At 61.6% G+C, this 12,703-nt stretch carries 14 protein-coding genes; 8 read left to right on the forward strand and 6 right to left on the reverse strand.

The features are described from left to right. Positions 1-7 precede the first annotated feature (7 nt). The 3 genes from AC0ZT5_RS02845 (at position 8) to AC0ZT5_RS02855 (ending at position 2,271) form a co-directional block, all read left to right on the forward strand. Complete coding sequence (locus AC0ZT5_RS02845) at positions 8-604, forward strand: superoxide dismutase (RefSeq protein ID WP_379026589.1); 597 nt, start codon at positions 8-10, stop codon at positions 602-604. A gap of 269 nt (positions 605-873) precedes the next feature. After that, complete coding sequence (locus AC0ZT5_RS02850; protein ID WP_488495174.1) at positions 874-1,311, forward strand: c-type cytochrome; 438 nt, start codon at positions 874-876, stop codon at positions 1,309-1,311. A 9-nt stretch (positions 1,312-1,320) separates the two neighbouring features. Next, positions 1,321-2,271, forward strand: a complete 951-nt coding sequence (locus tag AC0ZT5_RS02855) for a cytochrome c (protein WP_488495175.1) — start codon at positions 1,321-1,323, stop codon at positions 2,269-2,271. Positions 2,272-2,360: 89 nt separating this feature from the next. Here AC0ZT5_RS02855 and AC0ZT5_RS02860 read toward each other — a convergent pair whose 3' ends face one another. From AC0ZT5_RS02860 to AC0ZT5_RS02870, 3 genes are all read right to left on the reverse strand, one after another. Then, positions 2,361-2,762: an SET domain-containing protein gene (locus AC0ZT5_RS02860; protein WP_477283423.1), complete on the reverse strand. Its 402-nt coding sequence runs from the start codon at positions 2,760-2,762 to the stop codon at positions 2,361-2,363. A 194-nt stretch (positions 2,763-2,956) separates the two neighbouring features. Then, positions 2,957-3,583 (reverse strand): LysE family translocator, encoded by a 627-nt coding sequence (locus tag AC0ZT5_RS02865; RefSeq protein ID WP_488495176.1) that lies wholly within the window; start codon positions 3,581-3,583, stop codon positions 2,957-2,959. Further along, positions 3,580-5,703, reverse strand: coding sequence for a S9 family peptidase (locus AC0ZT5_RS02870; protein ID WP_488495177.1), 2,124 nt, complete (start codon positions 5,701-5,703; stop codon positions 3,580-3,582). The genes AC0ZT5_RS02865 and AC0ZT5_RS02870 overlap by 4 nt, the downstream gene beginning before the upstream one ends. 149 nt (positions 5,704-5,852) lie before the next feature. Between AC0ZT5_RS02870 and AC0ZT5_RS02875 the strand changes: the two genes are divergently transcribed. Beyond that, positions 5,853-6,221, forward strand: coding sequence for an SH3 domain-containing protein (locus AC0ZT5_RS02875; RefSeq protein ID WP_488495279.1), 369 nt, complete (start codon positions 5,853-5,855; stop codon positions 6,219-6,221). A gap of 448 nt (positions 6,222-6,669) precedes the next feature. Continuing rightward, on the forward strand, positions 6,670-7,095 hold the full coding sequence (locus AC0ZT5_RS02880; RefSeq protein ID WP_013532660.1) for a Ros/MucR family transcriptional regulator: 426 nt from the start codon (positions 6,670-6,672) through the stop codon (positions 7,093-7,095). 140 nt (positions 7,096-7,235) lie between these two features. Here the strand turns inward: AC0ZT5_RS02880 and AC0ZT5_RS02885 are convergent, their stop codons facing one another. Both AC0ZT5_RS02885 and AC0ZT5_RS02890 read right to left on the reverse strand, forming a co-directional pair. Continuing rightward, positions 7,236-7,664: a SufE family protein gene (locus AC0ZT5_RS02885; RefSeq protein ID WP_488495178.1), complete on the reverse strand. Its 429-nt coding sequence runs from the start codon at positions 7,662-7,664 to the stop codon at positions 7,236-7,238. A gap of 100 nt (positions 7,665-7,764) precedes the next feature. After that, positions 7,765-8,130: a DUF5330 domain-containing protein gene (locus AC0ZT5_RS02890; protein WP_477283412.1), complete on the reverse strand. Its 366-nt coding sequence runs from the start codon at positions 8,128-8,130 to the stop codon at positions 7,765-7,767. A gap of 525 nt (positions 8,131-8,655) precedes the next feature. On the opposite strand from AC0ZT5_RS02890, the gene AC0ZT5_RS02895 reads away from it, so the two are divergent. The 3 genes from AC0ZT5_RS02895 to AC0ZT5_RS02905 all read left to right on the forward strand — a co-directional run bounded on the left by AC0ZT5_RS02895 (position 8,656) and on the right by AC0ZT5_RS02905 (position 11,568). Beyond that, the gene (locus tag AC0ZT5_RS02895; protein WP_488495179.1) at positions 8,656-10,389 is read left to right on the forward strand and encodes a sensor histidine kinase; all 1,734 of its coding nucleotides are present in this window, start codon (positions 8,656-8,658) and stop codon (positions 10,387-10,389) included. Then, positions 10,364-11,149 carry a peptidoglycan-binding domain-containing protein gene (locus AC0ZT5_RS02900; protein WP_488495180.1) on the forward strand — a complete coding sequence of 262 codons (786 nt, stop codon included), beginning with the start codon at positions 10,364-10,366 and terminating at the stop codon, positions 11,147-11,149. Before AC0ZT5_RS02895 ends, AC0ZT5_RS02900 begins: the two co-directional genes overlap by 26 nt. 71 nt (positions 11,150-11,220) lie before the next feature. Then, the gene (locus AC0ZT5_RS02905; protein WP_488495181.1) at positions 11,221-11,568 is read left to right on the forward strand and encodes a DUF1491 family protein; all 348 of its coding nucleotides are present in this window, start codon (positions 11,221-11,223) and stop codon (positions 11,566-11,568) included. Here the strand turns inward: AC0ZT5_RS02905 and AC0ZT5_RS02910 are convergent. Further along, complete coding sequence (locus AC0ZT5_RS02910) at positions 11,546-12,622, reverse strand: hypothetical protein (RefSeq protein WP_488495182.1); 1,077 nt, start codon at positions 12,620-12,622, stop codon at positions 11,546-11,548. The two genes, AC0ZT5_RS02905 and AC0ZT5_RS02910, sit on opposite strands and share 23 nt — an antisense overlap. Positions 12,623-12,703 lie beyond the last annotated feature (81 nt).

Here is a 12,703-nt window from a genome sequence, read left to right on the forward strand (position 1 = left end):
ACTACCCATGGCTTTTGAATTGCCCGCTCTGCCTTACGACTATGAGGCCTTGCAGCCTTACATGTCGAAAGAGACGCTGGAATATCACCACGACAAGCACCACAAGGCCTATGTCGACAACGGCAACAAGCTGGCCGCGGAAGCCGGCATGGGCGATCTGTCGGTCGAAGAGGTGGTCAAGCAGTCGTTCGGCAAGAATGCCGGCCTCTTCAACAATGCCGCCCAGCACTACAACCACATCCATTTCTGGAAGTGGATGAAGAAGGGCGGCGGCGGCAACAAATTGCCCGGCGCCCTGCAGAAAGCAGTCGACAGCGACCTCGGCGGGTACGACAAATTCAAGGCCGATTTCATCGCCGCCGGCACGACGCAGTTCGGCTCAGGCTGGGCCTGGGTTTCGGTCAAGGACGGCAAGCTGGCGATCTCCAAGACGCCGAACGGCGAAAATCCGCTCGTCCATGGCGCGTCGCCGATCCTAGGCGTCGATGTCTGGGAGCACTCCTACTACATCGACTATCGCAACGCCCGGCCGAAATATCTCGAGGCGTTCGTCGATAGCCTGATCAACTGGGATCATGTGCTCGAGATGTACGAAAAGGCCTGACGCATGTCGCCCAAAAGTGCGCAGCGGTTTTGGGGACCACAAGGTACACGAAAACAAGGGCCCAAACCGCATCGTTTGGGTCCCTTTGGGCGCGACGCATTTGATGTCCTGATCGATCTCCAGAAAGCCCCGGCACCCCGGGGCTTTTCTTTTGCTGTGGCGCAGCAAATTCATCCGAGGCGAAGGGAATATTCCGCCAGTCGCATCCGTTAACGTCCTGTCCCGAAATGCCCTCATCCCCAAAATACCTTCATCATGGAGCCAATTTAATGAGAAAGCTTGTCATCGCCATCTCAATGCTCGCCCTCGCGGCGTCGGCGGCCTTTGCCGACCCGATCCTCGATCGGCAGGCTCTGATGAAGGAGCGTGGAAAGATCGTCGGCGGCATTTCCAAGGTGGTAAAGGGCGAGGAGCCTTTTGATGCCACGGCTGTGCTGACGGCTCTGCAAGCACTGCAAGCGAATGCCGAGAAGGTCGATGTCGACGCGCTGTTCCCGGCCGGCAGCGACACGGGCGACACCACGGCTGCGCCGAAGATCTGGGAAGACATGGCCGGCTTCAAGGCGGCCAACGACAAATTTATCGCCGACGTCAAGGCAGCGACCGCTGCCGCTCCCGCAGACGTCGATACGTTGAAGGCGCAATTTGACACCATCGCGTCCAACTGCGGCACCTGCCACCAGACCTATCGAGTGAAAAAGGGCTGATAGCGGGCCATGCCCTGGCTGAAAAAGCTCGTCGGCGCCCTCGTCGTTCTGGGCGGCGTCGGCGCGGTTGCTGGGTGGGCCCTGTCGGCGCCGGTGAGGCTCGACAGCGAGACCCTGGCCAAGCTCGGCCCTGGCGACGCGGCCAGGGGCAAGCGCATTTTCTATGCCGGCGGTTGCACCTCGTGCCATGCAAAGCCGGGGTCGCATGGCGATGCCCAGCTTCAGCTGGTGGGTGGCCTCGCGCTCAAGACGCCATTCGGCACCTTCGTGCCGCCCAACATTTCGCAGGACGCCAAGGACGGCATCGGCGCATGGTCGGTCGAGGACCTCGCCAATGCCATGCTGAAGGGGGTGTCGCCGTCGGGCGAGCATTTATATCCGGCGTTCCCCTATGCGTCCTACGCCCGCATGAAACCGGGCGACATTGCCGACCTCTATGCCTTCCTGAAAACGCTGCCGGCCGTCGCCGGCAAGGCGCCAGGCAATTCGCTGGCGTTCCCGTTCAACATCCGCCGCGGCATCGGCCTTTGGAAACTGCTTTATCTCGGCGATCAGCCGGTCGTTTCGCTTCCCGAAGGCACGCCTGATCCGGTGATGGCTGGTCGCTACCTGGTCGAAGGGCCGGGCCATTGCGGCGAATGCCACACGCCGCGCGACTTTGCGGGCGGGACGAAGAAGAGCGAGTGGCTGGCGGGCGCCGTGGCGGCCGAAGGCAGCGGCGTCGTGCCCAACATCACATCGGGCGAGGGCGGCATTGGCAACTGGTCTGAAGCCGACATCGCCAACTACCTCGAAACCGGCTTCACGCCCGATTTCGATTCCGTTGGCGGCGCGATGGTCGACGTGCAGAAGAACATGGCCGAACTGACCGCGGGGGATCGTGCGGCGATCGCCGCTTACCTCAAGGCGGTCCCGCCGCATCCAAACGGCTATCCGGCGCGCAAGAAGACGGCGAACTGACACACATCGCCCAAGACTGCGCGGCGGTTTAAGTCAACGCCATGTTTTGAAACAATAAATGAAGCGCGGCATGACTCTCGTCAGGCGCTCTAGCCGTCGGACGCCAGGTGCCGGTCGCCCAGGAAGTCGAAGCCCATCTCGAAGAAATGGTTGTAGTTGCAGGTCAGCTCCTCGCCAGGCGCGATGTCACGCAGCGCAAAGCTCTCCTCGGGCGAGGAGACGTCGCAATTCGGCTCGTCGGCATGGTTCATGTAGCGCGCATCGTCGGCTTCGAAGACGATGTAGTTCGGGTCGCGCCTGTCGGGATAGGAATAGCGGTCGAGATAGCTCTTCACCGGCCCGCTCTCGCCCTCATAGGTCTCGACCTTGATGAGCCGGTCGAATCGTGGATCGAGCTTCCATATCCGCGTGCCGCGGGGAATGCGGTTCTTGGCAAAGACGCCGATGCCCTGGATGGGCGATTTGTCGAGATAGACGTCGACGAGCAGCATAATGGACCTTTACGCGATTGGGGCTGTGGCGGCCTCTCAGAAGCCGCGCACTGGGTAGCGCGCAGCCATTGCAATTGCGAGCGGAAAAACCACTTCACATAGCTGGAACAGAAGCGTCGGAAGGGAACCATGCGCAAATCAAAAAATGATGACCATGAGCGGCCGGCGGCGCAGTGCCGCCACCTCGCTGCGCGTCAGCGCTGCTGCAATGCCAGACGGACGCCCAAAGCACAGTAGATGCCGCCGACAATCTTGCCTTGCCAATTGAGCACCCTCGGGTTTCGGCGCAGGAAAGTGCCAAGCCGACCGGCGCTGACTGCAAAGACGACCGTGCTGAGAAGACCCAGCATGACAAAGATGACCCCTAGTGTGGTCAACTGAAGCATCACCGACCCGTTTTCAGGCCGCACGAACTGAGGCAGGAATGCAAGGAAGAAAAGCGCGGTCTTGGGGTTGAGCACTTCGGTCAGGATAGCCTGTCGAAACGCCTTGCCGGCGGAGATGGCAAGCGCGCCGGCAGCCGGGTTGGCCGGTGTTTTCTCGAGGATCGCGCGAATGCCGAGATAAACGAGGTAGGCGGCGCCAATGTACTTTACGATGCTGAACAGCGCCGCCGAAGTGGCGATGATCGCCGATATGCCGACCATGGCCATGACGGTGTGAACCACGTCGCCGGCCGCGATCCCGGCACCCGTCGCAATGCCCACCTTCGTTCCGGAACTCGTTGCCCGCGCGACGGTAAGGAGGGTGGCTGGCCCTGGAATGAAGACAAAACCGAGCACAACCGCGATGTAGGCTGTCAATGTTGACAGATCGATCATTGGCGAATCTCTCCTGTAAGCTGCGCCTTGCCCATCACCTTCAATGCGAAGGAATAAGTATAGGCGATCTCCTCCAGTCGCGAAAACCGGCCGGAAGCGCCGGCGTGGCCTGAATCCATGTTGATCTTGAACAGCACGGGATTGTCGCCGCTCTTGCGGTCGCGCAGCCGTGCCACCCATTTGGCCGGTTCCCAATAGGTGACGCGCGGATCGGTGAGACCGGCCAGCGCCAGGATTGGCGGATAGTCGAGCGCGGCGACATTGTCATAGGGCGAATAGGCGGCGATGGTTCGGTAATCGTTGGCGGACGCGATCGGATTGCCCCATTCTGGCCATTCCGGCGGCGTCAGCGGCAGGCTGGCGTCGAGCATGGTGGTGAGCACGTCGACGAAGGGCACCTCGGCGACGATGCCGCCAAAACAGTCCGGCGCCATGTTGGCGATGGCGCCCATGAGCATGCCGCCGGCCGAACCGCCTTGCGCGACGATGCGGTCATGCGCGGTGTAGCGCTCGGCAACAAGGTGGCGCGCACAGGCGATGAAATCCGTGAACGTATTCATCTTGTGCGCCCGTTTTCCGTCATCGTACCAGCCATAGCCCTTGTCCTTGCCGCCGCGGACATGAGCGATGGCAAAGACAAAGCCGCGGTCGACCAATGAGAACCAGTTGGTGTTGAATGCGGCCGGCACCGTGATGCCATAGGAGCCGTAGCCGTAAAGCAGGCAAGGCGCGGATCCATCCAGCGGCGTGTCGCGGTGGTGCAGGAGCGAGATCGGCACCAATTCGCCGTCAGCGGCGGGCGCCATCAGCCGCCTGGTGACGTAGTGATCCTGGTCATGGCCGGAGGGCACTTCCTGGGTTTTGAGCAGCACCCGTTCGCGCGTGCGCATATTGTAGTCGAACACCTGGGCCGGCGTTGTCATTGACGAATAGGAAAAGCGCATGATCTCGGTGTCGTACTCATAGGAGCCCGACAGGCCGAGCGAGAACGCCTCTTCGTCAAGGGACAAAAGATGCTCCTCGCCGCTGCTGCGGTCGCGCACGACGATGCGCGGCAGGCCTTCCTTGCGTTCAAGCCGGACCATGTGGTCCCTGAAGCCGATCACCGACAGGATCAGCCGGCCCGGTTCATGCGGCACCAGTTCCTGCCAGTTGGCGCGCACCGGATCGCTCGCCGGCGCGGTCATGATCTTGAAATCCTTGGCGCCATCGGCATTGGTCAGGATGAAGAAGATGTCACCGCCTTCTTCCAGATCATATTGAAGGCCGATCTCGCGTGGAGAGACCAGCTTGGGTTCGGCAAACGGGTCGCCGGCGCGCATCAGGCGGTATTCCGAGGTCTCGTGATCGTTGATGCCGATCATGATCCATTCGTTGTTGCGGGTGCCGTCGACATTCATGAAGAAGCCGGGATCGGTTTCCTCATAGATCAGCCGGTCGCTTTCAGGGCTTTGCCCAAGCGCGTGGAACAGCACCTTGGACGGGCGGTGGTTGGGATCGAGGCGCGTGTAGAAGAAGCCGTCATCGCCGGCGTTCCAGACGCCTGAACCGCCCGTGTCGGGAATCTGGTCGGCGAGCTCCTCGCCATCGTCAAGGTCGCGCACGCGAAGCGTGTAGAATTCGGAGCCCTTGTCGTCGAATGCCCACAAGAGTTTGCGGTGGTCGGCCGAATGATCGACGCCGCCAAGACGGAAATAGGCCTTGCCCGCCGCCTCCGCGTCGCCATCAAGCAGGATCTGCTCGGAGCCGCCGTCGCGCGGCATGCGGAAATAACGCGGCTGCTCACCGCCAAGCTTGAAGGATGAGCCATAGGCATAGGGTCCGTCCTTCATCGGTACGGAGGAATCGTCTTCCTTGATGCGCCCCTTCATTTCCTTGAAAAGCTGCTTCTGCAACTCGGCCGTGTCGGCCATCAGCTTCGACTGATAAGCGTTCTCGGCCTCGAGCTCGGCGCGGATCCCCGCATCGAGCAATGACGGATCCCGGAACATCTCCTGCCAGTTGTCTGCCCGCAGCCAGGCGTAGTCGTCGGTTCGCGTGATGCCGTGATGCGTGTCGGAAACCGGCCGTTTCTCGGGCGTTGGCGGGCTGACGTGCGGAAATGCGGAAGTCTTGGTCATTGCGTCTCGCTTTGCCGATATCTTGAATGGGGAAGCATCTTGAATGGGGAACTATCTTGAATAGCGAATGAACACGCCCATCAGGGCGGGTTCAAGAGCCGCAGCTTAAGGGTGTGTCGGCTCCAGGTGATGGGCCGGGAGGAGAGATGATGGATATTTATTCTAGGATCGCTGCGGTTTTCGCCGTTGCTTCGTTGACTCTGGCTTCTACAGGCCAGTCTCATGCGACCGTATTCGCGGCTTGGCAAGTGGCCAACGTGCCGTTCGGTGACACGCTCAATGTGCGCAAATACCCCTCGGGCACATCCCAGAAACAGGCGGCCTATCCGAACGGAACTGTTCTGCAGATGACCGGACGATGCACCGGGGGGATAAACCTGCTCGACATCGCCAATCAGCCGGCGTGGAAGCAGGAACAGACGGTTCGCTATCGCTGGTGCGAAGTCTGGCATGACCCTGCCCAGAACGGCAACTTCGTCACTGGCTGGGCCTATGGCAAATACATCACGCCGCATTGACCGACCTGGCGGCGACTGATCCAAGCCAGCTCACATGACCGGCGTGTCGCCTGGTTGCTTGCGCAGGACATGCGGCAACCTGTGGTTTTGTGGACAGGTATGGGCGACCAAGCTTGCCCGTGCGATTGCCAAGCAAAATCAAGCAATGAAACCTGCTTTGTGAGTTATCGCGAATGTAACGACGAACTGACGTTGCGTCAGCGGTTGCTGGTTGGCGGGCGAAATATCGAAAAATTACAAAATGCACGAAAGGTTGAAGCTAATCCGGGAACAATTGATCAACATTGTTCAATATAGCGCAAAAACCGAATTGACTTACTTGGTCAGCAGGGTCATTGATGTGCACGCGACACGAATCGCAGAAGCTCTACCTGCATAAAATTCGCGCGATGCCCTGCCTGAAAAAAAGGGCGCACACTGACGTAACTCTTGTTGGGGCCTGATGACCATGGATATTGTCGAAACACCTTCCAGAAACAGCGACGCGCTGATCGAATTGACCGCCGATGTGGTGGCCGCCTATGTCAGCAACAATCCCGTGCCGGTTGGCGAATTGCCGAACCTGATATCGGATGTCCATGCCGCGCTCGGGCGCGTGGGTGGAACTGCCGAACAGCCGCCTGCCGACAAGCAAAAGCCGGCAGTCAACCCGAAGCGCTCGGTTCATGACGACTACATCGTTTGCCTTGAAGACGGCAAGAAGTTCAAGTCGCTGAAGCGTCATCTGATGACCCACTACGACCTGACGCCGGATCAGTACCGCGAAAAGTGGAACCTCGACCCGACCTATCCGATGGTTGCACCCAACTATGCCGCAGCGCGGTCACAGCTTGCCAAGAAGATGGGTCTCGGCCGCAAGCGCAAGGCGCGGTAATCGCTGCTCGCCAGATCGGATCGACATCAACGGCGCCTTCTGGCGCCGTTTGATTTTGCAGGCGGAAGCGCGCGATCGATTGGACCAATTCCAGGAAAGTGTGAAACGGTTTTCCGTCCGGAATTGCGCTCTGCGAGCTGTCAGGCGGTCTGCTTCAGCGCCGCCTCGGCGTCGCGCTTGATGCGCTTGACCATGGAGCGAAGGCCGTTGGCGCGCTGGGGCGACAGATGTTCGTCGAGGCCGAGCTCTTTCAATGTTGCTTCCGCGTCGGTCCTCTGGATCTCGCTGGCGGTCCTGCCTGAAAACAGCGCCAGCATGATCGCGACCAGCCCACGCACGATATGGGCGTCCGAATCGCCGGTGAAGGAGATAACCGGATCGGCTCCCGGTCCGCGTTCGGTGGTGAGCCAGACCTGGCTGACGCAGCCCGGCACCTTGTTGGCGGCGTTGCGCTCATCGTCCGGAAATGGCGGCAGCGCCTCGCCGAGGTCGATGACATAACGATAGCGGTCTTCCCATTCCTCGAGGAACGAGAAGTCGTCGCGGATCGTCTGGATCGTCGTCGTCATAGTTCGGATATAGTCACGCGGCGGCGCCACGTCACGGAAAAAACAAGGACACCGCGGGCGTCGAGAGGGCAGACAGCCCGCGGTGCGCCGTCGAGACGGCTTAATTCTGGACCGGTAGGTTGACTGGCAAATTGACCGTTTGGGGCAAGACGATTTCCTCTGGCACGCTGCCGGTCATCGTCGACGTGTCTGGGCCCGCGGTGGACTTGTCATCCAGCATCGCTGCCGCGATCTTGGCGGTCTCCTTGGCGCGGGCGGTGATGGTGTGCATGGCCGACTTGCCGGTTTCGCAGACGTCGGGTTTGCGTTCGCAAATGCCGGCGATGTCGCCAACCGCTTCACGCGCCGCAAACAGGGCCTGGATCGGCCCGACGCTCTCGCGGCCCGATTCATCAGGACCGACAGCCAATGGCAGCGCCAGCAGCACCAGCGAGAACCAGAAAGCCATTCTTATCAGGAAGACCATTCCCTTGCCTCTCGTCGTGACCCGGATCATGCATCCATATGGCATGACCTCTTTTGTAGGCAGGATGGTGGCACACAGGCGCAAAGGACGGCTTGCAGGTTCGCCGAGAATTTTCCGCAAATTTTAGGCAAATCCGAAACGAACCATTGTGCAATCAGTTTGTTTCAAATCCGAACGATTTTCCTAAACGCCGGATAACCATCTATCTATCTGTCTTGAATGCGTTTTTCGTGAATCTCGGAAGTCCGGGCGCACCCCATGCACGCCGGCACCGGATAACTCTCCGTTTACTATGGCTGCATTTGCCGGGGCTTTCGGCCGCCCGCATCCCAATATTTGCCGCAGGCCGGGTCTTGGTCGGCGCTGCCTTATCCATTCCTTAAACGCTGGATGCGAGTTTCGGAGTCAACCAAAACAATCTGCAAAAGCAGAGCTGTCCACGACGAGTACGGGTGCGTTGAGTTGAGTTCGATCAAGGCCAGATACGTTGAATTGCCTGGCGCGATGGCGGCTGGTTGCGAACGTATGGTGCACCCGTGCATCCTTGGGCCGAACGACCGCGAGCGCCAGCGCCGCTTCATCGGCGTCATGCTGGCGGCTCCTTTTTTTGCCGCCGGTGCCGCGGTCACGCTGGTCACGTCGGGCATGGGCGCCGCCGTCACAGTGGCCGCCATCTTCGCGGCCTTTGGTCTGTGCTGGTTCGTCGCCCTGCTGGTGGCGGCGACCGGCAAGATGGCCATCGCTGCTCAGGTCGCCCTGGCGATGGCCGGCATTGCGCTCAGCGGTCTCATCGCCGCCGCCGGCGGGCTGAGCTCTCCCGTCGCCATGCTGGTTGTGGCGCTGCCGTTCGAAGCCTGGTGGATCGGCGCCTCGCGGCGTGCGGCATTGTGGGGAGCCGTGTCCGCCGCTGTGGCCATCCTGGCGCAGCCTCTGGCAGGAATTCTGTTGCCGATCGCCGGAGCACAGATTGCCCCGTGGCACTGGCTGGTGCCGTTGGCCTGGGCGCTCACATTGATCCCGCGCGCGTCGGCGTTTCAAGACAAGACCGGTGCGGCCGATGTCGCCGACACGGCCGACCGTCTTGAAGACATCATCGATGCGGTGGTCTTGCGTGTCGCCCGCCATGGCGAGGTTCTGGACGCATCGGCAAAGGCCCGCACGCTTTTGAAGCTGCCGCCCGAGCTGCTGTCCGGGAACGGCTTCTTCGATCGGGTCCATCTGTCGGATCGCGTCTCCTATCTCAGCGCCTTGGCCGACATGCGCGATGGCGCGCTGTCGCGCCGGCTCGAATTGCGCATCAGGCTGCCTCAGAACGGCAATGGCCAGGCGGTCGACAATTACCGGCCGTTCGCGCTTGATCTGGTGCGGGGTGAAGAACAGGGCGACGTCTTCACGCTTGTCCTGCGCGAGAATGACGACATTGCCCGGCTGCGCGAAAATCTCGCGGCGGCCAATGAGGCGGCGGCCTCGGCCGAAGTCGCCAAGGGACGCTTCCTGGCGGTGGTCAGCCACGAACTGCGCACGCCGTTGAATGCCATCATCGGTTTCTCCGACATGCTGCTGCACGAGATGTTCGGCGCCTTCAGGGATCCGCGCCAGAAGGAATATGTCGGCCTGGTGAGGGATTCGGGCCAGCATCTGCTTGCCGTCGTGACTTCGATACTCGACGTGTCCAGGATCGAGTCGGGCGTCTATGCGACCGAACCGGAGCCGTTCCGGTTCGCGGAAGCGGTCGACATGTGCCAGTCCATGCTGCGGCTGCAAGCGCAGGCGAAGAACATCGATTTGCAGACGCAGATCGCGCCGGACGCGGGCGACATCAATGCCGACCGGCGTGCCGTGCAGCAGATGCTCATCAACCTTGTCTCCAATGCGATCAAGTTCACCCCCGATGGTGGCGATGTGGTCGTCGGCGCCAAGCGGATTGGTTCGCGCCTGCACTTCTGGGTCAGGGACACAGGCATCGGCATTGCCGAGGAGGATTTTGCCAATCTCGGCAAGCCCTTCATGCAGATCCAGAACGACTATACCCGCCGGTTCGAGGGGACCGGGCTCGGCCTTTCGCTGGTCAAGGGCCTGGTGGCGCTGCACGAAGGCACGATGTCCATCGAGAGCATGCCGGGCGAGGGCACCACGGTGACCATCAGCCTGCCGGTGAACGGACCGAAGGGACATCAGGCGGAGAAGGCCGGAGTGCTGACGATGCCGGTGGCCATGGCGAAAGGGGACAGAAATGGCTCGCTCCGCAAAACGGCCTAAGGCGGTCAAGCGCCGCAGCAACGCCTTTCAGGACGGCGCGGTCGCGGTTGGCGGCATGATCTCGCGCAATCCCGTCCTGGTGGGCGGGTCGACGGCATTCCTGGTGACGCTCTTCTACGTTTCCGCCAATGCCTTGTGGTACCAGCCTTTCCCGCATGCCGGCGCGTTCTTCGCGACCCGCAGCATGCAAGGCTTTCCGCACACGGCGTCCGACGAACCGGAGACGACGTTCAACATCGTGCGGCCATCCGGCGCGCCGGCACCGATCAAGGGCGATCCGGTGGTCGAGCAGGTACAGGGCATACTGAAGGATCTCGATTTCTACTCCGGAACGGTCGATGGCATTTCCGGGCCCAACACGCGCAAGGCCATCCAGGCCTATCAGCAGAAGGTCGGGCTCAATGCGTCCGGCGAGATCGACGCGCTTCTGCTGGACCAATTGGGCGCGACGCCGAAAACAGCGGCCGTCATACCGAGACCGCAGCCGCGCCCGGATATGCCTGCCGCCGTTCCGGTATCGCTGCAGACGAATTCTGGGCAGGCGAATGCCGATCAGATGCAGGCTCCCGATGCCCGCATCGTCAAGATCCAGGCCGGGCTCAAGGCATTCGGCAATGACGACATGCAGCTCGACGGTGTCGTCGGCACGCGCACCAAGGCTGCGATCAAGGAATTCCAGTCGCTGTTCGGGCTGCCGCAGACCGGCGAGCCCGATGAGCTCGTTTACGTCAAGATGCGCGAGATCGGCCTGACCAACTGAGGGGCTGAAACACGGCTCGCGGAGCGGCGGAAATATCGATAGATAGCCCGTACGCTTTCTGGAGCTCCCTCATGCGCGTTACATCGGATCTGTGGGTCTCGGCCCTGTTGCGCCGGGTTTTCGGCGCCGGTGGATTTGCCGCCGTGGTCAAGCGCGGCGCAACCGAAGCCGGCGCTGTCTTCGTGCTGGCGCGCGGCAGGTTGGGAGACATTGCCCTGTTCGGGCCGGCACCGCAGACAAGCTACGATTCGGCGAAGCCCGACGATCGCTTCTTCAGCCTTCTCGGTGCCGGCGATGATGCTGCCGTGCTCGAAGCACGGCTGGAACGGGAAAAGAAATTCGATCCCGACATCTGGGTGGTCGAGATCGAGGCAGGCGCCGTCTCCGTCGAGGAGCTTATTTCCGTGAAGATGCCCTGAGGCCGGACGAAGCCGCCGCATCGTCGCTGTTCGATCCCGTGCGGCTATCGCTGTTTGCCGGTGCCGCATCGCGAACCGCTCTCGAAAGGGTCTCGGCTTTCCAGAGCCGCACCTTGTCCTGGGCCGCATCGCGATGCAGCAGGCGGTAGCGGTCGAGGAAGGCGCGGATGGCCTGCGGGTGCGGGAATTGGCTGGGATAGACCGCAACCGTAATCAGGAATGCCCGGTCCTCGCTGAGGTCCAGCGAGCGCAGTGCTGCCAGCAGCGAGGCATAGTTCTGGTTGCCGGTGAGCGATCGCGCGATCGAGAAATCGATATCGAGCGCGTCGGCGAGCGCGGTCTGGAAGAACGCCGCGTTCCCAGTCAGCGCCGTCTCGCGCAGTTTGACATACGTGTCGGCGCCCGTGAACGGATCGGCCGCCGCGGCTTCGTCGCCGGTGCGCATCATGGTGCGCAGCCTGCGCCGTGCGTTTTCAGCGGCAATGCCGGCCGCCCGTTCTCTGGCGGGCTCTTCCGAGACGGCATCCGTGCTTGCCAATGGAATCTTGTCCGCTGCGGCCGTCGCGGCTCTGTCCGCCACCGGCGTGGCTCCGTCCGCTGCCGTGGCCTTCGCGTCCGGCTCTCGCACCCGTACCAGGGTTGGCCTTTCGAGCGCCCTGATCAGATCGGCGATGGTCGGGTTCAAGTCCTTGCGGCGCGCAATGGCGCGTGCATGCGGCAGGCCGTGCCGCCCGATCAGCGCGATGAGGTCGATGTCGCTGACCGCGCGTGAGCGGATGAGCAACGGCGCGGCAATGTCGACCGGCTCCTCGCACAGGCGGCGCACCAATGCGGCGGGGGCATATTCGCATTCGGAAAGAGCGGCTGCCACGTAACGGCGTGATTCGACGGACACATTGTCGAACAGCGGCAGCGTCAGGTCTTCGAGCTGACCGATCTCGCGGCGTGACGGGCGGGTGAGCGAGCAGAACGCCGACACCGCGGCGCGGAACAGCCTTTCAGCTTTGCCCGAGTCCGTCCGTATCGCGATTTGCCTGAAGTCCGAAGATGACACGAAGGATACGCCCGCACTCGACACAAACTCGACCACGCTCGACCGGGACTATGTCGGTCTCGCGTTTGCCGCGGGTCAGAA

The sequence above is a fragment of the Mesorhizobium sp. CNPSo 4670 genome (assembly GCF_057784235.1).

Coding starts and splice junctions, on each gene's coding strand:
- AC0ZT5_RS02905 (WP_488495181.1), top strand. CDS start 11,221: ATGCGCGTTACATCGGATCTGTGGGTCTCGGCCCTGTTGCGCCGGGTT.
- AC0ZT5_RS02870 (WP_488495177.1), bottom strand. CDS start 5,703: ATGACCAAGACTTCCGCATTTCCGCACGTCAGCCCGCCAACGCCCGAG.
- AC0ZT5_RS02855 (WP_488495175.1), top strand. CDS start 1,321: ATGCCCTGGCTGAAAAAGCTCGTCGGCGCCCTCGTCGTTCTGGGCGGC.
- AC0ZT5_RS02880 (WP_013532660.1), top strand. CDS start 6,670: ATGGATATTGTCGAAACACCTTCCAGAAACAGCGACGCGCTGATCGAA.
- AC0ZT5_RS02890 (WP_477283412.1), bottom strand. CDS start 8,130: ATGGTCTTCCTGATAAGAATGGCTTTCTGGTTCTCGCTGGTGCTGCTG.
- AC0ZT5_RS02900 (WP_488495180.1), top strand. CDS start 10,364: ATGGCTCGCTCCGCAAAACGGCCTAAGGCGGTCAAGCGCCGCAGCAAC.
- AC0ZT5_RS02850 (WP_488495174.1), top strand. CDS start 874: ATGAGAAAGCTTGTCATCGCCATCTCAATGCTCGCCCTCGCGGCGTCG.
- AC0ZT5_RS02865 (WP_488495176.1), bottom strand. CDS start 3,583: ATGATCGATCTGTCAACATTGACAGCCTACATCGCGGTTGTGCTCGGT.
- AC0ZT5_RS02885 (WP_488495178.1), bottom strand. CDS start 7,664: ATGACGACGACGATCCAGACGATCCGCGACGACTTCTCGTTCCTCGAG.
- AC0ZT5_RS02845 (WP_379026589.1), top strand. CDS start 8: ATGGCTTTTGAATTGCCCGCTCTGCCTTACGACTATGAGGCCTTGCAG.
- AC0ZT5_RS02860 (WP_477283423.1), bottom strand. CDS start 2,762: ATGCTGCTCGTCGACGTCTATCTCGACAAATCGCCCATCCAGGGCATC.
- AC0ZT5_RS02875 (WP_488495279.1), top strand. CDS start 5,853: ATGGATATTTATTCTAGGATCGCTGCGGTTTTCGCCGTTGCTTCGTTG.
- AC0ZT5_RS02895 (WP_488495179.1), top strand. CDS start 8,656: ATGGTGCACCCGTGCATCCTTGGGCCGAACGACCGCGAGCGCCAGCGC.